Source organism: Shimia litoralis, from assembly GCF_005518135.1.
GTDB classification, from domain to species: Bacteria; Pseudomonadota; Alphaproteobacteria; order Rhodobacterales; family Rhodobacteraceae; genus Shimia_E; species Shimia_E litoralis.
In genome coordinates, this window is sequence record NZ_SULI01000035.1 from 1 (window position 1) to 24520 (window position 24520).

At 54.3% G+C, this 24520-nt stretch carries 26 protein-coding genes and 1 pseudogene; 8 read left to right on the forward strand and 19 right to left on the reverse strand.

Going from position 1 to position 24520, the window contains the following annotated elements; translation table 11 throughout:
- Positions 1-475 (forward strand): annotated as a pseudogene (locus tag FAP39_RS17615) (hypothetical protein); the annotation flags it as partial.
- Between the two features lie 14 nt (positions 476-489).
- On the forward strand, positions 490-954 hold the full coding sequence (locus FAP39_RS16545) for a hypothetical protein (RefSeq protein ID WP_138017489.1): 465 nt from the start codon (positions 490-492) through the stop codon (positions 952-954).
- Positions 955-1104: 150 nt separating this feature from the next.
- Here the strand turns inward: FAP39_RS16545 and cueR are convergent, their stop codons facing one another.
- Positions 1105-1488 (reverse strand): Cu(I)-responsive transcriptional regulator, encoded by a 384-nt coding sequence (cueR, locus tag FAP39_RS16550; protein ID WP_138017510.1) that lies wholly within the window; start codon positions 1486-1488, stop codon positions 1105-1107.
- Positions 1489-1507: 19 nt separating this feature from the next.
- Entirely contained in the window at positions 1508-4015 is a 2508-nt protein-coding gene (locus FAP39_RS16555; RefSeq protein WP_138017490.1) for a heavy metal translocating P-type ATPase, read from the reverse strand.
- A 148-nt stretch (positions 4016-4163) separates the two neighbouring features.
- Here FAP39_RS16555 and FAP39_RS16560 point away from each other — a divergent pair, with 148 nt between their 5' ends.
- Positions 4164-4364, forward strand: a complete 201-nt coding sequence (locus FAP39_RS16560) for a heavy-metal-associated domain-containing protein (protein WP_138017491.1) — start codon at positions 4164-4166, stop codon at positions 4362-4364.
- Between the two features lie 237 nt (positions 4365-4601).
- Here FAP39_RS16560 and FAP39_RS16565 read toward each other — a convergent pair whose 3' ends face one another.
- The 10 genes from FAP39_RS16565 to FAP39_RS16610 form a co-directional block, all read right to left on the reverse strand.
- Entirely contained in the window at positions 4602-5078 is a 477-nt protein-coding gene (locus FAP39_RS16565; RefSeq protein WP_138017492.1) for a DUF411 domain-containing protein, read from the reverse strand.
- A gap of 102 nt (positions 5079-5180) precedes the next feature.
- Positions 5181-5726, reverse strand: a complete 546-nt coding sequence (locus FAP39_RS16570) for a c-type cytochrome (protein ID WP_246059224.1) — start codon at positions 5724-5726, stop codon at positions 5181-5183.
- Positions 5713-7017 carry a multicopper oxidase family protein gene (locus FAP39_RS16575; RefSeq protein ID WP_138017493.1) on the reverse strand — a complete coding sequence of 435 codons (1305 nt, stop codon included), beginning with the start codon at positions 7015-7017 and terminating at the stop codon, positions 5713-5715. Before FAP39_RS16575 ends, FAP39_RS16570 begins: the two co-directional genes overlap by 14 nt.
- The gene (locus FAP39_RS16580; protein WP_246059226.1) at positions 7014-7598 is read right to left on the reverse strand and encodes a DUF3047 domain-containing protein; all 585 of its coding nucleotides are present in this window, start codon (positions 7596-7598) and stop codon (positions 7014-7016) included. Before FAP39_RS16580 ends, FAP39_RS16575 begins: the two co-directional genes overlap by 4 nt.
- A gap of 71 nt (positions 7599-7669) precedes the next feature.
- On the reverse strand, positions 7670-8401 hold the full coding sequence (locus tag FAP39_RS16585; RefSeq protein ID WP_138017495.1) for a DsbA family protein: 732 nt from the start codon (positions 8399-8401) through the stop codon (positions 7670-7672).
- Positions 8402-8426: 25 nt separating this feature from the next.
- Complete coding sequence (locus FAP39_RS16590; protein ID WP_425471451.1) at positions 8427-9794, reverse strand: multicopper oxidase family protein; 1368 nt, start codon at positions 9792-9794, stop codon at positions 8427-8429.
- An 86-nt stretch (positions 9795-9880) separates the two neighbouring features.
- Positions 9881-10780: a cytochrome c gene (locus FAP39_RS16595; protein WP_138017497.1), complete on the reverse strand. Its 900-nt coding sequence runs from the start codon at positions 10778-10780 to the stop codon at positions 9881-9883.
- A gap of 1 nt (position 10781) precedes the next feature.
- A complete protein-coding gene (locus tag FAP39_RS16600; RefSeq protein ID WP_138017498.1) occupies positions 10782-11372 on the reverse strand; it encodes a c-type cytochrome in 591 nt (196 codons plus the stop codon).
- 395 nt (positions 11373-11767) lie between these two features.
- Positions 11768-12226, reverse strand: coding sequence for a c-type cytochrome (locus FAP39_RS16605; RefSeq protein WP_138017499.1), 459 nt, complete (start codon positions 12224-12226; stop codon positions 11768-11770).
- Between the two features lie 32 nt (positions 12227-12258).
- Positions 12259-12840, reverse strand: coding sequence for a L,D-transpeptidase (locus FAP39_RS16610; RefSeq protein WP_138017500.1), 582 nt, complete (start codon positions 12838-12840; stop codon positions 12259-12261).
- Between the two features lie 163 nt (positions 12841-13003).
- On the opposite strand from FAP39_RS16610, the gene FAP39_RS16615 reads away from it, so the two are divergent.
- Both FAP39_RS16615 and FAP39_RS16620 read left to right on the forward strand, forming a co-directional pair.
- On the forward strand, positions 13004-13321 hold the full coding sequence (locus tag FAP39_RS16615) for a DUF2933 domain-containing protein (RefSeq protein WP_138017501.1): 318 nt from the start codon (positions 13004-13006) through the stop codon (positions 13319-13321).
- A gap of 321 nt (positions 13322-13642) precedes the next feature.
- Positions 13643-15751, forward strand: a complete 2109-nt coding sequence (locus FAP39_RS16620; protein ID WP_246059227.1) for a protein-disulfide reductase DsbD family protein — start codon at positions 13643-13645, stop codon at positions 15749-15751.
- A gap of 190 nt (positions 15752-15941) precedes the next feature.
- On the opposite strand, the gene ccmI is transcribed toward FAP39_RS16620, so the two are convergent.
- The 7 genes from ccmI to FAP39_RS16655 all read right to left on the reverse strand — a co-directional run bounded on the left by ccmI (position 15942) and on the right by FAP39_RS16655 (position 22650).
- Positions 15942-17099, reverse strand: a complete 1158-nt coding sequence (gene ccmI / locus FAP39_RS16625) for a c-type cytochrome biogenesis protein CcmI (protein ID WP_138017503.1) — start codon at positions 17097-17099, stop codon at positions 15942-15944.
- Positions 17096-17569: a cytochrome c-type biogenesis protein gene (locus tag FAP39_RS16630; protein ID WP_171006906.1), complete on the reverse strand. Its 474-nt coding sequence runs from the start codon at positions 17567-17569 to the stop codon at positions 17096-17098. The genes ccmI and FAP39_RS16630 overlap by 4 nt, the downstream gene beginning before the upstream one ends.
- Positions 17569-18132: a DsbE family thiol:disulfide interchange protein gene (locus FAP39_RS16635; protein ID WP_138017504.1), complete on the reverse strand. Its 564-nt coding sequence runs from the start codon at positions 18130-18132 to the stop codon at positions 17569-17571. Before FAP39_RS16635 ends, FAP39_RS16630 begins: the two co-directional genes overlap by 1 nt.
- Positions 18133-18135: 3 nt before the next feature.
- Positions 18136-20136, reverse strand: a complete 2001-nt coding sequence (locus FAP39_RS16640) for a heme lyase CcmF/NrfE family subunit (protein ID WP_138017505.1) — start codon at positions 20134-20136, stop codon at positions 18136-18138.
- A 69-nt stretch (positions 20137-20205) separates the two neighbouring features.
- Positions 20206-20526 (reverse strand): SHOCT domain-containing protein, encoded by a 321-nt coding sequence (locus FAP39_RS16645; protein ID WP_246059229.1) that lies wholly within the window; start codon positions 20524-20526, stop codon positions 20206-20208.
- Between the two features lie 19 nt (positions 20527-20545).
- Positions 20546-21931: an ATP-binding protein gene (locus FAP39_RS16650; RefSeq protein ID WP_138017506.1), complete on the reverse strand. Its 1386-nt coding sequence runs from the start codon at positions 21929-21931 to the stop codon at positions 20546-20548.
- Positions 21928-22650 (reverse strand): response regulator, encoded by a 723-nt coding sequence (locus FAP39_RS16655; RefSeq protein WP_138017507.1) that lies wholly within the window; start codon positions 22648-22650, stop codon positions 21928-21930. The genes FAP39_RS16650 and FAP39_RS16655 overlap by 4 nt, the downstream gene beginning before the upstream one ends.
- Before the next feature lie 167 nt (positions 22651-22817).
- Between FAP39_RS16655 and FAP39_RS16660 the strand changes: the two genes are divergently transcribed.
- The 3 genes from FAP39_RS16660 (at position 22818) to FAP39_RS18020 (ending at position 24518) form a co-directional block, all read left to right on the forward strand.
- Entirely contained in the window at positions 22818-23465 is a 648-nt protein-coding gene (locus tag FAP39_RS16660) for an EF-hand domain-containing protein (protein ID WP_246059230.1), read from the forward strand.
- Positions 23466-23689: 224 nt separating this feature from the next.
- Positions 23690-24160 (forward strand): rhodanese-like domain-containing protein, encoded by a 471-nt coding sequence (locus FAP39_RS16665; protein ID WP_138017508.1) that lies wholly within the window; start codon positions 23690-23692, stop codon positions 24158-24160.
- Between the two features lie 118 nt (positions 24161-24278).
- The gene (locus tag FAP39_RS18020) at positions 24279-24518 is read left to right on the forward strand and encodes a multicopper oxidase domain-containing protein (RefSeq protein ID WP_425471453.1); all 240 of its coding nucleotides are present in this window, start codon (positions 24279-24281) and stop codon (positions 24516-24518) included.
- Positions 24519-24520: the final 2 nt, after the last annotated feature.

Here is a 24520-nt window from a genome sequence, read left to right on the forward strand (position 1 = left end):
GATACATCTTAGCACGCTGTCCGAATTTGCCGGACCACTTCAGAGACGCCGCATCCGTGCAGTTCGCGCATTCGGGGACGTGCTCGGTGAGCAGACCGCAGATATACATGAACGGTACATCGTCAGCAGAACGCTCTCAGCAGCACGTGAACTTAGAACTACAAGGCTTGATTTGCAACGCGCCAAATATCTGCAAAAGGCAATCAGCAATTTCCTTATGTCACTGACCCCCTTTTTACTTTACTCGATTGGCGGATGGCTTGTTATTGAAGGTCGATTATCTCTTGGTGCTCTCGTAGCTGTAATCGCCGCATTCAAGGACTTTTCCGGGCCGTTTCGAGAACTGATTCTTTACTACCAAAACCTTTCTGACGTGAAGCTTCGGTCTAGGGAATTTGAGCAATTCCTGTTGGATTGCGGCAAACGGATCAAAGATCCAATACAATTGGAACGCTCAGTATCCCTGCCTAATTAGAATTGGAGAAGTAAATGAAACGCTTTGTTCGGCAAACTCTGATGGTAACATTTTTCTTTACTGCGACACTGCTTCGACCTTCGTATGCAGACGGAGTAGAGTATTCGGTAGAAGGTCTACAAGGAATCGACATAAGCAAACTTTGTGTAAGTAGCGGTCTGCGGGGCGGCAGCGCTGACGTCGTTGTCGTATTTGAGAACACTTCTAATGAAATGGTGTTTCTAGATGGTATCAGCTCAGACGCATCGTCAAGCGGTGAGCTATTTTTCAAAGACCTTGCGGACTCCGCCGTTACGAAAAGTGGTTTTGGTGTAGCGCGAGAAGAAGTGCTTAACTTATCAAGATCCCACATAGGAGCGCGCTTAACCGGACTCAAGGAAGATCTTGAACCTGGTGACCACCCACTAGTTTACTTGAACTTTAGAAACGGAACCCTCGAAACTGCAGCGCATGTGTTGCCCAAAGGTCAATGTCGGTGACCTGAGCCCCAAGTTTCCTCCACCACACGGAGAGTCCTTGGAGTTGGTTTGACGGCCTTACGCAGCCAGTCTGCCCATCGTTCTTTTCTCAGCAAATTCTCTGGACGTCGGGCATGCTGACACTGCGCTCCAGAGTAATCGGAAGCCAAGCTATGCACTTAACCCATTCAAAATTGGGCAATCGGGCCTGTGATCTCCCGCGCATTCCTTAGACAGGTGGGTCAGGGTCTCATGCATAGCTTGCAGATCAATTATCTTCGCTTCGATCTCTTCCAAATGCTTGTTTGTTATTTCTTTCACCTCTGCACTGGCGCGGGTTTCGTCCTCGTAGAGCGCCAGCAAATTGCGGCAGCCGTCGATGGTGAACCCCAAGGCGCGGGCGCGGCTGAGAAAGATCAGCTTGTGTAGATCGGTTTCGCGAAAGACACGATAGTCGTTCGTGTCTCGCAAAGGTTTAACCAGACCGATGTCCTCGTAGTAGCGGATTGTTTTTGCCCGCAGGCCTGTGCGTTTTGATACTTCACCGATGTTCAGGTTCATGTCGTTTCCTCACTTATACAGCCTGGGCCGGGATCGGGATCGCAGGGTCACGCGCCGGAGCTGGCGTCTTGTCACGCATGACCGGTTTTACCAATCGTAAACGCAGCGCATTTGTAAGCACAAACACACTGGAAAGCGCCATTGCACCAGCCGCCAGCACCGGCGAGAGTAGCAATCCGAATGCAGGGTACAAGACACCCGCGGCCACGGGGATCAGCAAGGTGTTGTAGCTAAAGGCCCAGAAAAGATTCTGGCGGATGTTGCGCATAGTGCGTGTCGAAATGTCGAACGCGTTGACCACACCGGTCAACTCGCCGGACATCAAGACAACATCGGCCGCTTCGATGGCCACATCCGTGCCCGTACCGATCGCGATGCCCACATCAGCGGTGGCCAGTGCCGGCGCATCGTTGATGCCGTCACCGACAAACGCCAGTTTGCCCCGTTTGCGCAACTCTTCCAGCGCCGCGACTTTCCCCTCGGGAAGGACCTCGGCCACAACAATATCAATCCCCAATTCAGAGGCGATTGCCTGGGCCGTGCCTTGGTTGTCTCCGGTAATCATAGCCACGCTCAGCCCCAGCCCATGCAGTGCCGCGATGGCTTGGGGTGTTGCGGGTTTGATCGGGTCTGAAACAGCAATTGCCGCCGCAATTTTCCCGTCAATGGCAGCATACAGCGGCGTGCGCCCTTTGCGGCCCAATGCATCACCGGTTTCGGCAAGCCCGCCCATGTCGATCCCTTCGCGTGCCATCAACCGGTCCGCGCCGACAAGAACCCGTCGGCCGTCGACGTTTGCTTCTACGCCGTAACCCGTGAGGGAGGAGAAGGCCGTAACCTCAGAAGATTTCAACCCTTTTTGAGCGGCCGCACGTGTGATGGCTTCGGCAATGGGGTGTTCGGATTGCGCCTCGAGCGCCGCAACGAGACGCAGGACGGTGTCACTGTCAAAACCCTCTGCGGTGATCAGGTCCGTGAGTTCGGGGCGGCCTTGGGTCAACGTCCCCGTCTTGTCCAGGGCCACCACCTTTGCTTCCTGCAGCATCTGTAGGGCATCGCCCTTTCTGAAGAGAACCCCCATTTCTGCGGCCCGACCCGTGCCAACCATGATTGACGTCGGCGTGGCCAAACCCATGGCGCAGGGACATGCGATGATCAGCACGGCAACGCCCGCAATCAGCGCAAAGCTCAGCGCGGGATCCGGTCCAAAGGCCAGCCATGCCACCACGGTGAGAGCGGCAATCACCATGACCGCCGGGACGAACCACGCAGTGATCCGGTCGACAAGACCCTGGATAGGCAATTTGGCCCCCTGCGCCTGTTCGACCATCTGGATGATTTGCGCCAGCATCGTATCCGCGCCAACCTTGGTTGCCTGAAAGACCAATGCGCCTGTGCCGTTTACCGTCGCACCGACGATCTCGGCGCCGACGGATTTCTCGACCGGCACGGGTTCGCCGGTAATCATGCTTTCATCGACATAGGATTGACCGCTGGTCACAGTGCCATCCACAGCAATTTTCTCGCCGGGACGAACGTGGATCAGATCGCCGACCAAGATCTCATCGATCGCCAGTTCGACGACCTCGCCTGCTCGTTCCACGCGCGCGACTTTCGCCTGAAGACCGACAAGTTTGCGGATTGCCTCGCCAGTGCGCCCTTTGGCGCGGGCTTCGAGAAAGCGGCCCAGCAGGATCAGGACAACAATCACGGCCGCGGCTTCATAGTAGACGTTGACGGTGCCCTCGGGCAGAAGGCTCGGGGTGAAAGTGGAGATCAGTGAGAACCCATATGCGGCCGACGTGCCAAGCGCGACGAGCGAATTCATATCCGGCGCGCCTTTCAGGAGAAGCGGAAACCCCTTTGTGTAGAACCGCAAGCCAGGGCCAAACAGAACGATCGTGGTGAGAAAAAATTGCAAAAGACGGCTGTTTTGTAAGCCGAAACTCTCTTCAATCCACATGTGCATTGATGGCAGCAAATGGCCGCCCATCTCGATCACGAATACGGGCAGAGTTAATACTGCGGCGATAAGTGTGAGCCTTCCAAGTCGCGCTATATCTGCCGCCTTGCGGTCTTGTTTGCCAAGGTCTTCTCCAGCTTTGAGTTTGGCAGGGTATCCAAGGTCGGTGGAAATCCGGGCCAAATCCGCTGGCGCAGTTGCCCCGATGGCGTAGCGTATGGTTGCGGTCTCGGCAGCCAAGTTTACCTGCGCATCAATTACGCCGTCACTGGCCTTCAATTTGCGTTCAACCCGACCTACGCAGCTGGCACAGGTCATGCCTTCGATATCCAAGGTAATCTCGCTCGTCGTGGCAGGATAGCCTGCTTCACCCAACGTGTCGATCAACCCCGCAAGGTTGGCGGGGGCGGTAAAGCTAATCCGAGCTGTTTCATTCGCCAGGTTGACCGCGGCATCGGACACGCCGGGAACTCCGGCAAGCGTTCGTTCGACCCGGCCGACACAAGATGCACAAGTCATGCCTTCGACCGACAATGTAAGCATTCGTTTCTCTGACATGACACTCTCCGCGATTCGTGGTTCCAAATACGGTTTGGGGGTTCCAGTGTGGGCAGGGTCAAGCATTAAGTATCACATTTTCTTGTTACTTGACCTTACCCCGTGGGAACCCCCAATTCCTTCGTTGTACGGAAAAACGGAGACTACCATGAGCAAGTTCAATGTGCCCGATATGAGCTGTGGTCATTGCAAGGCTACTATCGAAAAGGCCGTTGGTGCCGCTGACGGAGATGCAGTGCTGAATTTCGACCTAGAAGCGCGTACCGTCGAAGTCACAAGTAGACTAGGTGACGCCGAGCTAACAAGAATCCTAGAAAAGGAAGGTTACCCCAGCACGATCGCTGCCTAGGTCAATGAACCACCTTGCCTGTTGCGATGCCAAGGTGATGTGCTTGATGTTGGCCCCCAACAGCCATCAATCGGAAGAAACCCAAAGCGCGAATGACATTGACTTCATCGGGTGAGGTCACAGTCCATATGGCCTCATTCCCGCCGATCTCGGCAGCAAACGAGCTCTGTCATCCTGGGTGCGCGAAGAACAAATTACGCGCACGGCCCGAAGTTCTTAACGTCTCAGGGGCGCCAATCACGCGGCTTTGTAGTGGGTGAAGATCTCGGTCGTCCCGTCAATTCGAATCAAGAAAACCGAATAAGCGTCACGTTCGCTCGCAGGCCCCATGCCCGGTGATCCCCATGGCATGCCGGGCACAGACAGCCCAACGGCGTCAGGCCGTTCGCTCAACAAGCGCTGGACGTCGGTCGGCGGCACATGGCCCTCAATGATATATCCGTCGACGCGCGCCGTGTGGCACGATGCCATATCTTCGCTAACCCCGCTTTGGGCTTTCAAACGCTTCAATGAGTCATAAGCGGCGTCATGAACTTCCATCTCAAATCCAGCGTCAGCCATGATTTCAATCCACGCGCCACAGCATCCGCAATTCGGATCTTTGAACACTTGAACCAGAGGCTGCGCGGCGGCCAAAGCCGGTACGGCTAGCGCGAGCCCGGTGGCGCCCATGCCGCACAACAATGAACGGCGATTGATGGATAGGTTGGTCATTGCTTTTCCTCTCAAGCCGATTTGCGCAGTGGATTGCTAACGTTTACGATAATATTTTGTTAAATCAACGCCAGAACATTACTAAGGTCAAGCGGGCCGCGCTTACGAACCGCCTTGGATCTGTTCCCCCTCGGTCCGCACTTCTTGGGTTTCGCGCATGCGGTCTGGCCAGGTTGATTTGATAAAGGCCAGGATATCCCAAATTTCCTGATCGCTCAATTGTTCGGCAAACCCTGGCATGCCGCTATTGAAGTTTGTTACCCCGCTTGCGGCCAGAGCCGCCTGCCCCCCCAGCTTGGTATAATTGAACAATAATGCATCCCCGTGATGCCAGGTATGGCCCGTCCGATCGTGCGGCGGCGCTGGAAGGGTTCCGTCGTCCTTCGGACTGCGCCAATCTGGTTCCCCTTCCAATTTCGCCCCATGGCAGGAAGCACAATTTTCCGTATACAACACAGCACCTGATTCGATATCAGAGCGTTCGGGTTGTTTCGGAGGCCCAGCTTCTGCATCCTTTGAGCCTAGAAAGACTGCGGCTCCTAAAATGCTCAGCGCGGCGACTGCAGCGGAAATCAGAAGTTGGTTTCGAGACATTTTTGACTCCATGGTATGGTTATGTGGCGTTCGGGCTTCGTCATGATACCTCAATCCAAGTCATCATACCGTCTGCGCTGTGGCTGAGCATGTGGCAGTGAAAAAGCCAGAGACCGGGATTGTCAAAGACACATACGATCTCGCGGGTTTCGGCTGGCGCAATCAGGAGAGTGTCCCGCAATGGGCCGAGTGCTTTACTTCCCAACACTTCACGAAAATGGTGGCCATGCAAGTGAATACCTTGGGCGAACATGGTCGGGTTTAAGAGGGTTATCAGGGCCGTTTCTCCCCGTTCGAACCTCCCAAAAGGTTTGTCGGGAAGGCCGGAAACGCCATTTAAAGCCCAGGTGCCGAACCCACCATGATCCTGATCCCCTTCTCCGCCGCGCATCAAGAGTTCGAGCCTTTGGGTGATTTGGCCGGGTGCGGCTAGCCCATGCATGGGCAATGCTGTCACGGGGCTCAGATCAGGCGCCGGGTTCACTCCAGACAGGGCTATGCGCCCGATAGGTGCCCTGGAAATTCCTGCCGTCGTGGAAAATGTGACCTCCGTAACTATAGTCCCAACTATGTCAACACGTTGTGCAGGGGCCAGGACTAGGCGCTGTAAAGCTGCCGGGTATTCTAGAGGTATGCCATCCAAAGCGACAATAGCTCCATTTATACCTTCAAGGTCCAGGCGAAACACTCGATCTATGGCCGCATTGACCAAACGCAAACGTACTCTATCCCCTTGCCGAACCGTATTGTGACTAAGAAATACACGCAGAAGGTTTCCTAGGCGCCCTTCGCTGGCAAAGTCCTCCATGACCACGAAATCTGTATCAAACTTCCCGTCGGATTTGGTTCTGAAATCCGCCAGCATTGCTGTGATATCGTGATCCACCAGAGGTGGGTTACGCTCTTCTACGATTAAGGGTCCAAACAGGCCCCGGCCAACCTGCTCATAGGAAAGGTAGTGTGAATGATACCAGAAGGTACCAGCGTCAGGCGGGGAGAATTTGTAATCGAAATGCGCCCCCGGTGGCACGACCTCTTGAGTGAGAATCGAAACCCCGTCCATTCGGTTAGGTGCACGAACCCCGTGCCAATGGACCAGCGTTCCGTCTTGCAACCCGTTTTCTAGGCGAACCTCCAACTGAGCGCCCTGTCGCAATCGCAGTTCGGGACCGGGGATGGAACCATTAAAGCCGACTAGACCTGGCACTTCTCTATCTTGTTCGGGCCATCGAACGGCAATCGGGGCGGGGCGCAATGTCAATTTCGGGTTCTTGGCCAAGGCCTGCTGTGGAGTTACAAATCCGGCCATAGCGCCCAGCAGAATTTGGCGCCGCGAAAGTTTCATTTCGCCGCCGTCAGTTCCAAGTTATCTATAGAAGCAAGAATGCGCCCGCCAGTATCGTCGCTATCTGCGGAAATTCCAATCCCGACGAGAGAACCTTTTTCGGCGCCAAAGGCGGTGCGAAAATCTGCCTCAAGGTCAACTTCTTCACTGTGGCGGCCGATTTTACTGGGCTGTAGCACGCGGGTGATCAGTCGCGGGTGATATGGGCTTTTCAGAAAACTGCCCGAATCTTGGTTGCCTCCCCAGACATACACAAGCGCCTGTGTGTTCTGATTGCGCAGCAAACTGCGGGCCGTGTTGCGGGTCAGGGCATTCGCTGTTTCGGGATCGGTAAATACGAAATAGACGGCCAGATTCCTGTCGTCACCCCCTCTGAGCCGCAGATTCGTTCCCTCTACTCCCTCACGCACCTCCCAGGTCCACCGGGCACCTTTTGCGTTCCACAAGTCGGGTTCAAGTGGTCGCCACACAAGCGAAACCGTGCCGTCAGAGATCACTTCCAATTTGTGACCCAGGAAGAGGTAGTCATTCGACCAGAAACGAAAAAAGCCCTGTTCTTTCCAACTTTCGTCAAACAGCAAGGGTCCAGCATTCGCGGAACCCAACGTGACCGCACATAGGAATGCGGCCACGGAAAGACGGCTGGAAAGGGTCATTCTGCGGATTTTCTCGCCGTCTCTACAACTTCCACCAATTGAGATTTTTCCACAAACCCTGGCACCAGTTCCTCACCAACAACGAAAGATGGAGTGCCGTTAAAACCCAAAGATTGCGCAAGGTTCATGGAGGTAGCCAGATGCTCTTGAATACTAGGTGCTTCCATGTCTCGGCGTAGCTGATCAACATCCAGCCCAACTTCGGCCGCGACGCGCATAACACTTGCCTCTTCTGCACGACCATTCATACTCATCAGCGCCCAATGGAAAGCCTCGTATTTTCCTTGTTCACGTGCTGCTAAGGCAGCTTTGGCCGCGAAAACAGACCCTTCCCCCAGTATAGGCCATTCGCGATAGACGAGACGCACATTTGGGTCGTCATCAAGCAAGCCCTGCACCTCGTCCATAGCGCGACGGCAATAGGGGCAGTTGTAGTCGAAGAATTCCACCACCGTCACATCCCCATCGAGATTGCCCAGTACAGGTGCATTCGGGTCCAGTTCTAGCAGATTGCGCTGGTTGGTCAGCACGTCGGAGCGGGCCATTCCTGCTGCTGCGGTCTGCTGTTGTTCCAAAATGGCGACGGCCTCCATAACTATGCCAGGGTGTTCGAGGATTGTCTCCAGAACCAGTTCTTTGACCCGGTCCTCATCCAACCCGTCCGCCCAAACACCAAAAGGTACCGCCAGACTGATAGCTATAGCGAAAATCCAGCTTACTCGTTTCATACTTTTCTCCCTGTTGTAGTATCGATCACGTAACGTTGACCCAGGTCGCCATGCCCGAGGACGTGTGCGCCAACATATGACAATGGAATATCCACTTGCCGGGTTCGCCCGCTACAAAAGCTATTTCTCGTGTTTCACCTCCGAAAACCAAAAGCGTATCCCTGAGAGGGCCAAGCTCACCGTCATCCAGGATTTCGCGAAAATGCATGCCGTGGAGATGCATTGCGTGAGGGAAAACCGTGTCATTAGAGATGCTAACTCGCGCAGTTTCCCCTGATGAAAGTTGCGCAAGTGGTGTATCTGTCATGCCAACAACGCCATTGAACGACCAGAATTGGTTGGCTGCTACCAGTTCTCGAAAGCTCATTTCCTTACCGTTCAGACTAGCGCTTTGGAGGCGACCCATTGCGCCGCCTTCCATGTTCAATTCAAACCGCCGTGCCGTTTGCACCCCGGGAACGGACATATTCGGATTGGGCGGCAATGGGTTCGGCGTTTCGCGCATCCTTGCCGAGTTTTCTGCAGGCGCAACCGGAAATGCCGCCTGAGAAAACCCTTCGTCATCGTCGATGCGTACCAAATGGGCTACTTCGCCTGCGACCGCTGTCACATCGACAAACAGGTCCATCCGCTGCCCGGGTGCCAACAAAAAGCTGCCTTCAACCTTCTCCGGTTCGTCCAACGGCATTCCATCATAAGCCATGACCCAGCCATCAAACCCCGACAAGTCCAGTTCGAAAATACGAGCGTTAGCGGCATTTATCAGACGCAACCTCAGGCGTTCGCTAACCTTGACTGGCAACTCCGTTCCCGACGAGCCATTTGTGGCTATGTAGTTTCCGCGACGCCCCGCATGACTTCGGTCATGTGGAGTTTCAAATTCAGTGTCCAACTGTGCCGTTTCCGGATTCAACAACCAATCATCAAGGATCAACAACTCTTCCCGGTCAACATCGACTGGTTCGGGCTCTTCTACGATCAGGGCTCCATATAGTCCGCGTGCAACCTGTTCCATCGAGCGATTGTGAGCGTGATACCAATATGTACCCGCATCCTGCGCGGTAAAGTCATAATCGAATGTCTCACCTGGCTGCACGGCATCCTGGGTCAACCCTGCGACACCATCCATAGCATTGTTGATACGCAGCCCGTGCCAATGCACCGAGCTGGCCTGTGGCAGATCGTTCACAAAGCGCCGTTCAACTCGATCGCCTTGTTTTACCCGGATCAAAGTGCCCGGCATTTTCCCATCGTATCCCCAAATCTGGGTTTTAGGATAATCTGGTGGGGCGAGCTGAACGTCAGAAACTCTGGCAGTCAATAATTGGGGACCCGATGTGCTTGCGCGGATTGCTCCTGGCAACAGTGCTCCAAGTCCCAGGGTAGCGCTCATGCGCAATAGGTTTCGTCGGGTCAGTGTCATTACATGTCCTTTTGAGGACGGGGCTAATGCCCCCTCCTTCCTCTTGTTTTATGGCTTCAGCCGCCAGTATGATCGTCCATAAGGTAGGTCGCCATGGCTTTGCGGTCGTCCTCCGTCAAAAACCTAGTTCCATACATAACGACTTCTCCCATCGATCCTCCAAACGCGTCGCCGTCGGGTTTGACGCCTGTGCGAAGCGCAAAGGACAAGCTATCCGTGGTCCAACCGCGTGTTTGTAGGGTTTGATAGTCGATGGCCGGAGCTTTTCCTCCGCCGGGCAGTGAAGTGCTTCCTCTGAAGTGCTGACTGTCAGATTTTCGAGCGCCGGCAAAGTTTCGGCCGGTGTGACAGGCTGCACAATGCGCGGCCCCTTCCACAAGCTCACGACCCCGGTTCCAGACTTCGTCCTTGCCTTCAACCGGCTCTGTACTCGGAGCGGTCAAAAATGCGGCACGCCACAATTTCAAACCCCAACGCTGGTTGAACGGAAAGGCCATCTCCTGATCTTTTGATGGTTTTTCAACGGCAGGCACTGTCTGAAACGCCGCCCACAGGTCGGCAATTTCCTGATCCGTGAAGTTGCCGTAGAAAGGATAGGTGAACGCAGGATAGTAAGGTTCCCCCTCGGGTGATACTCCCTGCCTGACTGCGCGAGCAAATTCATCAATAGACCAGTCGCCGATCCCATGCTCAGGATCTGTGGTCAGATTAGGTGAAAAGAGTGTGCCGAAAGGAGTATCCAGCTTCACTCCGCCAGCTAAAGGCGCACCGCCTTCCTCGACATTGGTGTGGCAGGCGATGCACCCGCTGGCACGAGCGAGATATGCCCCTTTGCTTGCATTTCCCTCCAAACTGATGGGCCCATTGAACTGGCCAATCGGCCAGGTAACGAGCGCCGTGGTCGCGACGGCACCAAAAACCGCCGCGCCCAAGGCCAATTTCAAAATGCCACGCACCTTATTTGCTTTCCGCACGGAATTGCGTGTGGCACGCTGAACAGACTTGGGTGAGCATGGTGAATGCACCGTCAACAGGCATCTCTGAAATCTGCGCGGCCGTCATGGCACGTCCCATTGCTCCAGAGCCACCCATCATTCCGGACCCGCTGCCCATCATGCCAGATCCACCGCCCATCATTCCGGACCCGCTGCCCATCATGCCGGATCCACCACCCATCAGACCGTTATCCGCTGCGCCGGCTAGTCCTTCGGAGACGATCCCAAGCTGTCCGGCCAGTGCAGAGAATTCCGCCCACTTGCTCCAGATTGCGTCTTTGGCCTCAGAGGGCATTCCGCCGGAACCTTCTGGAAATAGATCGGTCATGGACTCACCAGCGTGACGGGAGAATGTTGCAGCTGCCTGACGCACAACTTTCGCGTCATAGTCTGTTTCGCCGCGCATCATGGGTGTGATCGCTTTGACAGCTTTTCCCATGTCCGCCATGGCGTCCATACGCTCCTTTACGATGCCGGTCGCGCCCCCATGCGCGAGAGCTGCGAAAGCGGTTGAGGTTGCGATGAGTGTCGCGAGAACAGTGGTCTTTTTCATAGTTTCAATCCTTTATCAGTCGAGTTGCTATCAGTGTTCTGGGGATCAGGATTGACTTCGCGGAGGTGGATTGTCTGAAGCGGGCGTCCAGCTTTTGTCAGCAAGCCCGTGAGGCCAAACTCTTGACTTGCGGACATCTGAGGGTGCGGGCGAAGCCGGTGTCAAAAGAAAGGCGGCGATCGATAAACATTCCAGACCCGGGTGACATTGCTCAAATGACGCGGCGGCCTCGGAATGGTGGTCTGCGTCAACGTCGCTTCCGTGACCTGCGTATGGGTTTTCAGGATTTTCAGCATGCACCCTTGAGGAATCCGGCATACTCGAGAATGCGATCAGTACACTAAACAGAACGGCAGAGATTAACCGAAACAAAGATATGCCGGTTGTTCGCACCATCAATCGATCCCATTTGCGCGCTGCAACTCTCGCACATACAAAGCGATGTGCTGTACGTCACCACGTGTCAGTCCAGATACAGGTGGCATATTGCCAAACTGCCAATGGTGGGCTCGCACACCACTTTTCGCTGCCCTCTGAAAAGCTTCGTCCGAGTGGTGACCTGGCTCGTAGATCTTGTGCACAAGAGGAGGCGCCACCCCGTTTTGACCCGCTGCATTTGCACCATGGCAAGACGCACATTTGGCATCAAAAGCACGTTTTCCTATCACTGCATTTGAAGAAAGTTCCACAGGCAATCGAACGTCTTCAATCGGATCACCCACAGCGATGTCACTCGTGTCAGGCGTCACCATTGAGTGACTCTGTTGCGTGGGAGATGGCTGAATTGCCTGCCACCCAGCTACTACGACACCGGCCAGCAGTACACCGCCCACTAAAAGTCCCCATTTGCTCATGGCTCTATCCTTTGAATTGGTTAATGCGACCTTCAGATCAATTTGACCTGTGCGCCGACAGGGACGCGGTCGTAGACCTCTTCAATCTGCTCATTGAAGAGACCGATACAGCCGTTCGATGATCGCCTTCCGATTTTGCGCGTGTCTTGTGTGCCGTGAATGCGGTAGTACTGCCAAGACAGATACAATGCTCGTGTTCCTAAGGGATTGGCGGGATCACCGCCCTTGACGATCGGGGGCCATTCCGGGTTGCGCTCGCGCATGGCTGGCGTCGGAGCCCAGCTAGGATTTTTTCGCTTTTCTATTACCTCGGTATATCCACGACGCGTCAAATCGTCGGTCAAGGGTACCGACGTTGGGTAGACCCGCATTTCACCATCTGATGTCCAGTGCTGAAGAACGCGCCTAACAGTATCGGAGAGCAAAATTCCTTTGCCCAAACTGTCGAAATGGTCTCGCCAATCATGCACAACGAAAGACGAAATGTTTCGCGACACCGCAGGCTCTTCAATGTCAGTGGTTGTTTCCTGAGCCCACAAAATCGACGGTGCAGCCAAAACCGATGCCACACCAGTCAACATCAGGCGCCTGTCAAGCTTTGCATCACCTGCCATCTCGCTTCTCCATACTTTTCCTGGCGCATTGTTGGGTAATTCTTCGCGCAATCCGGCTTAATCCTCAACGGCGTGGAGGCTCGATATTTGTATCAAAATGTATCCTTGACCTTTCAGAAGGTTAGGCATGCATATAGGGTCAGCCACTTGAAAGAGGTTCCCAATGAGCAAAGCTTCAGACACCAAAATGGGCGCAGGATCGCAATCTGGCCCAAAGATAATGCACTTTGCAATGATGGCCTGTTGCGTCGTCATGCTGCTTCCAATTGCAGGCTTTTTGTTGGCTGGCGGCACTATTGGAGGGCTCGCTTCGAACTTGTGGGCTTTTGCGCCGCTTCTACTCTGTGTCGGAGCCCATTTGGTGATGCACAAAATGATGGGCAAGAGTTGTCACAAAAGCAATTCTCAGGGCGAAACAGAAAACCCCAACGAGGCCATCCGAGGCAAAGCGTCGACCGTGCCACAGGTGCGACGAGGCTGACTTGATTCCCGTATCCGGCCCCGTGCTGGCAATTTTGGCTGGGCTGGTGCTGAGTGGTTGCACCACTGCAGCCAAACAATGTGACAGACCGGATCAGAGCACTCTCTCCTACGATAACGTGACAATATCGGCTCCGGAAGGGTGTCGGTTCACGAACGATGGAATTGGCCTAGTTCGTACGATCACATGTGTTGATGGTCGCCAAGGATTTGCAGTTGCCAATGTAACAGACACACCAGTGGGGGCAGGTGAATGAGGGAAAGCATCGCCGACGACAGGACTATCACAATGCATTCATTCATAAGGTTACGCGCCTACTGTGTGAGTTCTTTTCTGTTATTCAGCATGCTTGTTTTTGCAGCTACCCAAGCAATAGCGGCGACTTCAGAACCCTTTTCCACAAACGCTGTCATCGCCAGATTGATATCTGTGCAGGATGGCGTGCCCCCCGGAGCTGAAACGCTGTCGGCAGGTCTCGACTTGACGCTTTCGGAAGGCTGGAAAACCTATTGGCGATCACCAGGCGAAGTTGGCATCCCCCCACGGATTGACTGGAGTGGTTCAGAAAATGTTGCCGGAGTTGAAATGCTTTGGCCGGCCCCAGAGCGGTTCACAGCGTTCGGTATCGAAAATTTCGGATATAAAGACAACGTAGTCTTTCCCCTTAGGGTCACGCTCGGACGCCCTGGCGAGCCGGCCCATTTAGCAGGAGCCGTAAAACTACTGATCTGTTCAGAAGTCTGCATTCCTGAGACGTTCGACCTGGCTCTGGCACTCCCTTCGGGGTCGAAAATTGACGCCGATTCAGCATCGCAAATCAGTACTTTCCTGTCTCGTGTTCCTGCCGAAGGAGGCCAAGCCAAAGTCACAGACGCGGTTGCGTCAATCGACGCGAAACGGACAATCCTAACGCTTGAGATGAAAAGCACCACGCCATTTAACACTCCGGATGTTTTTGCTGAGTTGGGGGCGAATACCGCCTTGGGCAAACCTGACATCCGGCTTGGGAATGGGGGCCGCAGTCTATGGGCGCGCATTCCGATCCTTACCGTTGACGATGAGCAGTATCACGACCCGATTCTAACTGTAACAGACGGGCCTGGCCGGGCTTTTACCCTGACACCTCAACTTATTTCAGCTCCCCCAGCCCCGCCGTTCAGACCAGAACAAGTGGTGCCAAGCCTGGGCAAAATAGTATGGATCGCCTTGGTTGCCTTTATGGGGGGGCTTATCTTGAATGTGATGCCCTGCGTCCTTCCCGTTTTATCCATTAAACTCTCATCGGCAATCAGGGCACAAAAGCGTGGCGTGCGATCCATTCGCATTGGCTTTCTGGTCGCTGCCGTAGGTGTCATGAGTTTCATGTTGTTTTTGGCAGCCATTCTCTATCTGTTGCAGATGTTTGGCGTGGCCATAGGGTGGGGGTTACAATTTCAGAATCCGGCCTTTTTGGCGTTAATGTTTCTTGTGCTCGCGGTTTTTTCCGCAAATCTGTTTGGGCTGTTCGAGTTGGCTTTGCCTTCCTCCCTTCAAACTCGGTTGTCCAATGCAGGCGGACCGTCGGGGCATGGGGCAGATTTCGCTACGGGTTTTTTTGGTGCCGTGATGGCAACTCCTTGTTCGGCACCGTTCCTCGGCACCGCAATTGCATTTGCTTTTGCCGGGCGCGGTGTTGACATCATAGTTGTTTTCACAGCCATGGGACTCGGACTTGCATTTCCTTATCTGTTGATTGCCCTTTTCCCTGGTCTGGTAGCAGCATTGCCAAAGCCAGGTCGTTGGATGGTTGGGTTGAAACTTCTTTTGGGGACATTGCTTTTTGGGACAGCAATTTGGCTTCTGTGGGTTTTGATCGGCGTTGCAGGCCTGCTTTCCACGATTTTTGTCGCCGCCCTTTCAATAGCGTTGCTCTTGGTCCTAGTACGGCGCCCTTTCTCGCCCGCTCCGCGCTACTTTGCCATCATGCTACTCGCCGTCCTGCCTATGGTTTCTGCTGAACTCCTGGCTCACCAGCCGTCAACTGGTGTTGCTCCCTTGGACGGGAAGATAAACTGGCTCGCTTTTGACCGTGGGAACATCGCCCGCCTTGTGTCGCAAGGGGAAGTGGTTTTTGTTGATGTCACTGCCGACTGGTGCCTGACCTGCAAAGCTAACAAGGCCTTGGTTCTGGAACGTGACCCTGTTTTGTCCGCACTGAACAGTGAGGGGGTGATTACGATGCAAGCAGATTGGACACGCCCCGACGAAGAAATTTCCCGTTATCTCGAAGCAAACAATCGCTACGGCATTCCTTTCAATGCAATTTATGGACCTGAGGCGCCGAATGGGATTGTTCTGTCCGAGATTCTTTCGTCACAAGACGTTCTAACGACTCTAAACGCCGCCCGCGCCGTTGGAATTCAATCCAGTACTCTCGATATTGAGCAATGAAACAATCTAAAGTGATTTGCTCGGCAGCCTCAGGCTCAACAGCACTGGTTAAGACGCAAACAAACGACAGCGCCTCTCCGTGTCCCGGTCACATTTGTCATCGCTGTGTTTGCCAGTAGTCAATACGTAGAAGGAAAAGTTTTTCTTTGGAAAGCCAGTTACTTCAGGAAATCGTCTTCAATTCTCGTCACTACCTCAACTCGGACAAAGCTTGTTCGACAACTTGATGACGGGGATCATCTGGTGCAATATCGGAGAGCAGAATTAAAGCCCTTTCATAAGCTGACACCGCATTTGGTTTCTCGCCCAGAACCGTATAGGCGTTCGCCAGCCGCAACCACCCATCCAGATCGTCAGGTTTGTCCTCAAGTTTTTCGGCCAATCGATTCACCATTGAACGGATGAACTCCCCACGATCTTCGTCACTCATATTACCCGCCGCGGCGACATCTTCGGCCGTTGGCCCAGCTCCTCCACCGGCCATCGGTGCGTAATCCGCTAGAGCGATTTGGTCACGGCCAAGCGTTCGTGCGATCTGGTTGGCTTGGGCAATGAAGGCTTCCATCCAAGGTGCAAACCCGTCGGCCGCGTCAAGTTGAGAAAGCAAAAGCGCATGGGCTGCTGCCTCTTCGCCCTTTTGTGCCATCGCCATAGATTTGTAGAATGCACCGGCGGGATTGCTCGGATCCAGTTCTATTGCCCGGTCAATGGCGGTTTCTGCCTTGGGTGTGACGATGCCTTGTTCAGAACTGACCAAAGCTTCCGCCAGCATCGAGAAGGTTGCTGAGCTTGCGTCATCTCTCGAGGTCACTGTCTCGAATGCTGCAGCGGCCTGAGAATACTCCCCCATCCGGTAATAGGTTTGTCCAAGCAGCATCCACCCTTCCGATGCTCCGCCGTTAGGCTCGGATGTCAGGCGAGCATAGAGCTTGTCCGTAAGTTCGGTGATTTTCTGCTGTTCGGCGCGCTCGGCTTGGCGATCCGCATATGCCAGACTCGAAATCTCCGGCGACCCCATGAAGGCGTAGTATCCAACGGCCATAAGCGGCACGAAGAATGCGGCTAGAACAAGGGCGCCTCGCCCGCCAGTGTTCTCTGCAATCTGTCCTGTTGTTGAGCGCCGTGCTGCGGCCAGAATGCGTCGCTTTATCTCCTGTTGGGCAGCTGCAGCTTCAGATTTAGATATCACGCGTCGATCAAGGTCACATTGGACCTCGTCTAGCTGATCCAAGAGAACCGCGGGCGTTGAATCCAAGCCGGCTAGCGGCACTTTTCTCCCCCTCAGCAACGGAAAGACAACAAAGCCGACCGACAATGCAGTCAACAGCACCATCCATGCAAAAATCATTTGCTCTCTCCTACTTTCTGGTTCTCGATGAACTGTTTGATCTCGTGTTCTTCAGCTTCGCTCAGCGCTTGAGGGACAGGCTTTTTCCTTCGGCGTAGCAAGGTCACCAATCCAACACTTAGAGCGAGCAACAGCATCGCCGGGGGTGCAAGCCACAAGACGTAGGTTCTCGCGTTCAAAGGAGGTTTGAGCAGGACATAATCCCCGTAACGTGCCTGAATGAATGCCAGGGCTTCGTCGTTGCTGTCCCCGGCGACAATGCGTTCACGCACCAGCAAGCGTAGGTCCCGTGCTACTCCGGCATTTGAACTGTCTATGTCCTGATTCAGACATACAACGCAACGAAGCCCCTTTGACACCTCACGGGCGCGCGCTTCCATCACTGGGTCATTCAGGATCTCGTCCGGCTCGACAGCCAGCGCGGCCATTGGAATGACCATCGAAAGGAGAAAAACAATAAGCCTCAGCATCACAAATCCTCTCTAGGCAAGGCTCCGGCCTGCACTAGGGCTTCGCGAAATTTTCCGACCGCAACCTCTCCCACGACTGGGCCGACATAGCGGTAGAGCACAGTGCCATCAGTACCGACGATGAATGTCTCCGGCACACCGGAAATTCCCCACTCGATCCCCACGCGCCCGGAAACGTCAGAGCCAATACGCGCGTAAGGATTTCCAAGCTCTGCCAACCACCGCGCAGCATCATCAGGCTTGTCTTTGTAGTTGATACCAAAAAGCCGGATGCCGTCCCGTTCGGCTAGGCTGGTCAGAACCGCATGTTCTGCGCGACATGGCACGCACCAAGATGCAAAAACATTCACGACAACGGCAGTTTCAGTGCCAACCAGGTCCGAACGCGACAAGCCTGGTGTATCCACACCAACAATCGGTTCCAGACCAAATTCCGGTGCGGGCTGCGAGATCAAAACAGACGGGACTTCGTTTGGATCCCGATCCGGGTTCAAGCCCCACAGGAAGAAACCACCAAAAACAACTGCAATCAGTAGCGGTAGGAACGCCAGTGTTCGATTCATGACTTATTCCGCCGGAGCTGTGCGTGAAGGGATCGCGCGCGTACGTTTTGGGGCACCCACCCGAAGCCGCCGATCTGACAAAGACAATGCGCCCCCCAGAATTAGAAACGTGCTTCCCAACCAGATGAAATTGACGAAAGGCTCATACAGAATACGTAGGGTCCATGCGCCACTCAACTCTGCGTCTTTTGACGCCGGTTCAGCGATCGACGCGTAGAGATCCCCAGCAAGTGTGGAGCGGATAGCACTTTCCGTCGTTGAGCTTTCAGCAATCGGATAATACCGCCGCTCGGGGAACAGTGTGGTAATGTTTTCACCATTTCGGAAGACATCCAACGTGCCGCGGTCAGCAAAGTAGTTAGGGCCACGAACGCGCTCGACTCCCTCAAAGATCACTTCGAATCCGGCAATCTCGATTGTTGATCCGGGGGCTACAAATACAACCTCTTCAACCTTCCAGGCGCTGGATCCGATGAAGCCGAACATGGCAACTGCAAGACCTGCGTGAGCCAATGTCATTCCATGTGATGCGCGCGGCAAGTTTCGGGCCCGGCGCAGTGCTTCGGAAAAAGGCACGTCAAACAGCCGGATGCGCATTGCCCACTCGCGCAGCGTTGCGAACAACAACCAGATAGCCAACAAGATCGACAGATGCGCCAGAAGGGGTCCTCCTTCCTGAAGATACCAAATCACAAGAAAGGCGATGACCGACGCCAACGCGACGTATCGCACGCGTTGCAATACACCTGCCAAGTCAGCACGTTTCCAGCTCAGGAAAGGACCCACCCCCATGAAAAGCACAAGAGGCAGCATCATGGGAATGAAAGAGGCATTGAAGAATGGAGCACCGACCGAGATCTTTTCTCCGGTGACTGCCTCAAGAAACAACGGGTAGAGGGTACCGAAAAGGACCGTTCCTGTCGCAGCGACAAGGATCAAGTTGTTTATCAGCAAACCTGCTTCTCGGCTGATGGGTTTGAAGATCCCACCGGATTCCATCATTGGCGCCCGCCACGCATAGAGCGCCAGTGAGCCACCAATAGACAGGGCAAGCAGGAAAAGGATGTACAGTCCGCGCTCTGGATCGACGGCAAAGGCGTGGACCGAGGTCAAAAGCCCTGAACGCACCACGAAAGTTCCCAACAAGGAAAGAGAAAAGGTCAGTATTGCAAGCAGAATAGTCCAGCTTTTAAACGCATCACGTTTTTCGGTAACGATCGCAGAGTGAAGTAATGCGGTGCCGAGAAGCCATGGCATAAAGCTGACATTTTCGACCGGATCCCAGAACCACCAACCACCCCAGCCAAGTTCATAGTATGCCCACCAGGAACCAAGTACGATACCCGCCGTCAGGCACATCCATGCAGTGAGGGTCCAAGGGCGAACCCACCTGGCCCAAGCCGCATCAACCTTACCTTCGAGCAAGGCCGCAACCGCGAAGGAAAAGACTATCGAGAACCCAACATAACCCAAATAGAGGAACGGCGGATGCAGAGCGAGACCCACATCCTGCAAAAGCGGATTGAGGTCATTGCCGTCTGCAGGGGGCGGAAACACGCGCGTGAACGGGTTTGATGTAAATAGCATGAAGGACAAAAATCCGGTGCTTATCCATGCTTGCACCGCGAGTGTGCGGGCCTTCAAGGAATCGGGAATATTTGAGCCAAACAAGGATACGGCTGCGCCGAACAGCGTTAGGATTAATACCCAGAGCAAAAGAGAACCCTCGTGACTGCCCCAGGTTCCGGCAATCTTGTAAAGCATGGGTTTCAACGAATGAGAATTCGAGGCCACGTTGACCACGGTAAAATCGCTAGTAACAAAACTGCGCATCAGGGCGCCAAATGCGATCCCAACCAGAACCAACTGTCCGATAGATGTGGCCCGCGCAGAATGCATCCAAAGCAGTTTTCCGCGATTGGCTCCGACAATGGGGATAATACTTTGAATCAACGCCAGCGCAAAAGCCAACGCTAGGGCAAAATGGCCGATTTCGGGTGTCATGTTGCTGTCCTGATGATGCGAGGAAGTTTGGTGCTCCTACCCCTGAAGGGTGAGAGCTACCCGGTGAGGTCAGTCTTCGAGTGCAGCTTTGCGCTTGCGGAACTCGTCTTCGTCCAGTTCTCCTTTTGCAAAGCGGGATTTGAGGATGTCCATTGCATCCGAAGCGGCACCTCCACCGGGGCGGTCACCGGCGAACCAACGAACCGCCATCACAATTAGGACAATGACCACGCCCCAAAAGGCCAACATCATGAATCCACCAAACATTCCGTATCCTCCACCCCAAGTCATATGGCCAAACCCTCGGCCCCAATCATTCGCGCCATCTGCATGGGCGACATTTGCCGCAACCAAAGCCGCAAGGGTCGTCAAACTGGGCTTCATGGTCATGCTGACCTCCTTTCATTGACTAGTCGTTCGCAAAAGGGATCGCGATCGTCGCCCGCAGCCCCCCTTCATCTCGATTGGAAAGTGAAATGTCGCCGCCATGACCGCGAATGATCGTACGGGCAATAGACAGGCCCAACCCGTGGCCACCGGTCTCAAGGGATCGCGATCGCTCAAGGCGAAAAAACGGATCGAAAACGCGCTCTAGTTCCGGAGCGGGAATACCGGGGCCGTTGTCAGCTACGGTAATGATAAATTCGTCGGGTCGAACTTGATAGGAGACGTGGGTCTCACCACCATAGCGAACGGCGTTTTCGATCACGTTGCGTAGAGCGCGCCGTAGAGCATGAGGGCGAATCCGCGCCTCAACGCAGGGCCCACCATCCAATTCGAATGGTGTCACCATGTCCGATTTCAACACCTCAAGGAATTCCCCGATGTCTACATTCTCTGCCTCCTCGGACCCGGCAAGCCCTCGGGCAAAAGTTAGTGTGGCTTCCACCATGGATTGCATTTCTTCAACAGAGGCCACAAGGCTGTCGCGGGTCTCATCGTCATCGACCATTTCGGCCCGCACCCGCATGGCCGTCAGCGGTGAGCGCAGATCATGTCCAAGTGCGGCCAGCAGTCTGGTTCGATCCGCCACAAACCGGGTCAGGCGGTCCTGCATACGATTGAAAGTAGAAGTTAGGTCGCGCACTTCGGTTGGTCCAACCATGGGCAGATCTGAAATGTCTTCGCCTCGTCCCAATCGATCCGCCGCACCAACCAGCCGCCGCAACGGGCCAGTTAATCGGGTCATCAGGAACCAAAATATCACGATCAGGATCACTGCCGCTGACAGCGCAAAGGTCAACATCGCGTAAATGGGCCACTGGATTGGTGGCCGTTCAAAACGGGTTCCTACGTTCAGCCAGCGACCACCCGCAATCGCAATGGACAAGTTCATTTCGACCGCCGAAAGGTCCCCGCGCATCATCGCCATATGCATTTCGGCCATTTCTTGCGAGAGATGTGGGAGTGGAAGAATCTGCCCCTGTATTTCGTGCAACTCAACACGGATGTCACGACTATAGTCATCATCCAAGAGGGTTCGAATGCGTGCCTCGACCAAGCCACGATCAGAATGGTCCGTATGTTGAACGGTAGGCTCATTTGCCAAATCAAAACGTACGAGTGGTGAATTCGCCGCGCGTAAGATCGACATGCGCAATTCTTCCGGCGCCTCTTCTATCAACCGAGCCACGTTGGCGGCGCGTCCGGCAGCTTCAAAACCTAGAGCGGCGCGGACCGCGAGGCTACGTTCATCAGCAAACAGCCATAGGCTGATAAGCTGGGCTCCGGTCAAGGCCGCCACGACCAACAATGCCAATTGGACCCGTAGTGTGCGGAAGGGATCCAATGTCATCCTGTCACCTCTACATCAACTGAGAGGCAATACCCGCCATTGCGGATCGTTTTGATGATTTTGGGCCGTAATATATCGGGTTCGATTTTTCGGCGTAATCGACTGATTTGATTGTCGATCGTACGATCCAATGGGCCTGCTGCCCGGCCTGCTGCCAAATCCAACAACTGATCGCGGCTCAGGATCACCCGGGGACGTTCAAGCAGCACCATTAGCAGCTTGAAATCTGCATTGGTCAATGGGGTTTCGTCAGTGTCACCCCCCAAGAGTATCTGGCGATCGACGTCCAAAGTCAGATGTGCAAATCTCACCTTTTTGCCGGCAAAGTCTCCCGCCACAGTTTCAACCTGTGGCGCGCGGCGCAAAACAGCCTTAATCCGTGCCAGTAATTCGCGTGGGTTGAACGGCTTTGCGATATAGTCGTCAGCACCGATTTCCAACCCTACGATACGATCGGTTTCTTCACCTAAAGCAGTCAATAGTATGATCGGAATGCTCTTGTCCGCAGCGAGCCGCTTACAGACCGACAGGCCGCTTTCTCCCGGCATCATGACGTCCAACACCATTAAGTCGAAATGCCCTTTGGCCAGTTTCGTATCCATGTCCAATGCGTCTTTAGCGGATGTGGCACGCAGTCCGTTCTTTTCCAGAAAACGCGTTACGCTGTCTCGAATCTGCAGATGATCGTCAACGACGAGGATATGTGGTGGGTTCGCCATAATCTCTTTCTAAGTCATCTTTGTTGGAGCGGTCAGACCCATTTTTGTCACCGATTGTATCAAAGGCCGGCTGTTGCGACAGACGGTTACAATCCAAATGATGCACACTCTTCCGTTTCGATTTCTTATGCCGACGTGAATGATGCCACAAAACACGAAGAGAGGCTATGATGTCCAAGATAATCAACACCACACTTGCTCTTACGATAATCGTTTCCACAACGGGTGCTGCATTTGCTGATGAAGCTCACCACGTTGATGGCAAAGATGGTTCGGAAGCAACTGCGGCTCAGAGCTCCGAAGGTATGGGGGCCGACGCGGGACCAATGAATATGATGGGCCAAGGCAGTATGATGCAAGGCAACCATCACGAAATGATGCAAGGCATGATGAAAATGATGATGAAAATGCATGGCGGGACGATGGGCGCTGGCATGGGTCAGATGGGTGCCGACGGTCATATGGGCATGATGGACAAAGACATGATGTCCCTCATGCGTGGACCGATGATGGGTCGACTTAACTCTGACGCGGATGGCGACGGAGCCATTTCCGGTGACGAAGCACACGGACAACTCCAGTCGATGCACACTAACGCAGATACCAACGGCGACGGGGCTCTATCCCTTGAGGAATTCGAGGTTCTGCACAGCGAAATGATCCGGTCGATGATGGTTGACCGGTTCCAACATCTGGACACGGACGGAGACGGCATGGTGACAACAGGAGAAATGGTGGCACCCGCTGATCGTATGAACATGCGTGCTCCGAGCGAAAACATGATGGGTGACAAGGTAGACGCTCAAGACAACTGAACCTCACTATTGGGTGTCCTCATATTGGTACATCCAGAGCCCCGGCCGTTGTAGCTTCCCTTCCCTAGTGTCGGCCGGGGCAAGATTCCCGAGGAGAAACATGATTCCTTCCTCCTCCAACCGGCTGCCACCCGGTGTGATTTTTAATGATGTAGACATGCGGGTTTGTGAAATGCCGCGCCGAGCATACCAAACCGCGTGAACCCGTACTAGGAGAGAAGAAAATGATACTGACGCGCCGCCGAGCTCTGGCGTTTTTGACAGTTTTACCCGCTCAGGTTCTGGTGACCACCGCCATGGCTCAGAGCCGCGATGTCTGGACTGCCGTCGAGGCGTTTGATGCCCTGTTGCAGGACCGGATACGGTTGCTTGACATCCGCACATCTGAGGAATGGCGCGAGACCGGTGTTGCTCAAGGCGCCTGGCCTGTGAGCCTACATGATGAACGTTTTCCAGAACGTTTGTTTGCGGCGCGTGACCTGGCCGAAACCCGCGCCGTTGCCTTGATTTGTGCGACGGGTGGACGGTCCGGCGCGGTGTTGTCCAACTTGCGTAAATCCGGGTATGACAGTTTTATTGATGTGTCAGACGGTATGCTTGGGTCCCGCCAGGGACCTGGTTGGATCAAAGCTGGCTTGCCTACAGTAACCGCACAAGAGGCAATCTCAACATTACCATCCGCCCTCAAGCTGTGACTGGAGGGTGGAAGTCATGAGACGTCGAACTTTCCTTGGAGGTCTTTCTGCCACTGCTGCATTGGTTACAGGGATAGCGTCCCCTTCCCTCAGCCAAACGGCAGTAAAACGGCTAGCGATGCCACCACTCTTGGACGCAACGTCCTCAGGGCAAGTTCGATTGGAGGCGCAAAAGGGGCGAACTGCATTTGCCGGTTCGTCCCGCGCCGACACTTGGGGGTTCAACCAGCCCTTCTTGGGTCCGACATTGCGAATGTCGACCGGACGTGCAACCCAAGTTGACGTCCTCAATTGGTTCTGTCGCAAAGTTTTCGCGGTTGGTTGGATTGGCTCGCGCGTGGTAGGTACGGGCTTTTGAGT

Bases quoted from the DNA above. Each gene is read 5' to 3' on its own strand.
- FAP39_RS16545 (WP_138017489.1), top strand. From the start codon at position 490: ATGAAACGCTTTGTTCGGCAAACTCTGATGGTAACATTTTTCTTTACT.
- FAP39_RS16555 (WP_138017490.1), bottom strand. From the start codon at position 4,015: ATGTCAGAGAAACGAATGCTTACATTGTCGGTCGAAGGCATGACTTGT.
- FAP39_RS16560 (WP_138017491.1), top strand. From the start codon at position 4,164: ATGAGCAAGTTCAATGTGCCCGATATGAGCTGTGGTCATTGCAAGGCT.
- FAP39_RS16565 (WP_138017492.1), bottom strand. From the start codon at position 5,078: ATGACCAACCTATCCATCAATCGCCGTTCATTGTTGTGCGGCATGGGC.
- FAP39_RS16575 (WP_138017493.1), bottom strand. From the start codon at position 7,017: ATGAAACTTTCGCGGCGCCAAATTCTGCTGGGCGCTATGGCCGGATTT.
- FAP39_RS16585 (WP_138017495.1), bottom strand. From the start codon at position 8,401: ATGAAACGAGTAAGCTGGATTTTCGCTATAGCTATCAGTCTGGCGGTA.
- FAP39_RS16590 (WP_425471451.1), bottom strand. From the start codon at position 9,794: ATGAGCGCTACCCTGGGACTTGGAGCACTGTTGCCAGGAGCAATCCGC.
- FAP39_RS16600 (WP_138017498.1), bottom strand. From the start codon at position 11,372: ATGAAAAAGACCACTGTTCTCGCGACACTCATCGCAACCTCAACCGCT.
- FAP39_RS16605 (WP_138017499.1), bottom strand. From the start codon at position 12,226: ATGAGCAAATGGGGACTTTTAGTGGGCGGTGTACTGCTGGCCGGTGTC.
- FAP39_RS16610 (WP_138017500.1), bottom strand. From the start codon at position 12,840: ATGGCAGGTGATGCAAAGCTTGACAGGCGCCTGATGTTGACTGGTGTG.
- FAP39_RS16615 (WP_138017501.1), top strand. From the start codon at position 13,004: ATGAGCAAAGCTTCAGACACCAAAATGGGCGCAGGATCGCAATCTGGC.
- ccmI (WP_138017503.1), bottom strand. From the start codon at position 17,099: ATGATTTTTGCATGGATGGTGCTGTTGACTGCATTGTCGGTCGGCTTT.
- FAP39_RS16630 (WP_171006906.1), bottom strand. From the start codon at position 17,569: ATGCTGAGGCTTATTGTTTTTCTCCTTTCGATGGTCATTCCAATGGCC.
- FAP39_RS16635 (WP_138017504.1), bottom strand. From the start codon at position 18,132: ATGAATCGAACACTGGCGTTCCTACCGCTACTGATTGCAGTTGTTTTT.
- FAP39_RS16640 (WP_138017505.1), bottom strand. From the start codon at position 20,136: ATGACACCCGAAATCGGCCATTTTGCCCTAGCGTTGGCTTTTGCGCTG.
- FAP39_RS16645 (WP_246059229.1), bottom strand. From the start codon at position 20,526: ATGACCATGAAGCCCAGTTTGACGACCCTTGCGGCTTTGGTTGCGGCA.
- FAP39_RS16650 (WP_138017506.1), bottom strand. From the start codon at position 21,931: ATGACATTGGATCCCTTCCGCACACTACGGGTCCAATTGGCATTGTTG.
- FAP39_RS16655 (WP_138017507.1), bottom strand. From the start codon at position 22,650: ATGGCGAACCCACCACATATCCTCGTCGTTGACGATCATCTGCAGATT.
- FAP39_RS16660 (WP_246059230.1), top strand. From the start codon at position 22,818: ATGATGTCCAAGATAATCAACACCACACTTGCTCTTACGATAATCGTT.
- FAP39_RS16665 (WP_138017508.1), top strand. From the start codon at position 23,690: ATGATACTGACGCGCCGCCGAGCTCTGGCGTTTTTGACAGTTTTACCC.
- FAP39_RS18020 (WP_425471453.1), top strand. From the start codon at position 24,279: ATGCCACCACTCTTGGACGCAACGTCCTCAGGGCAAGTTCGATTGGAG.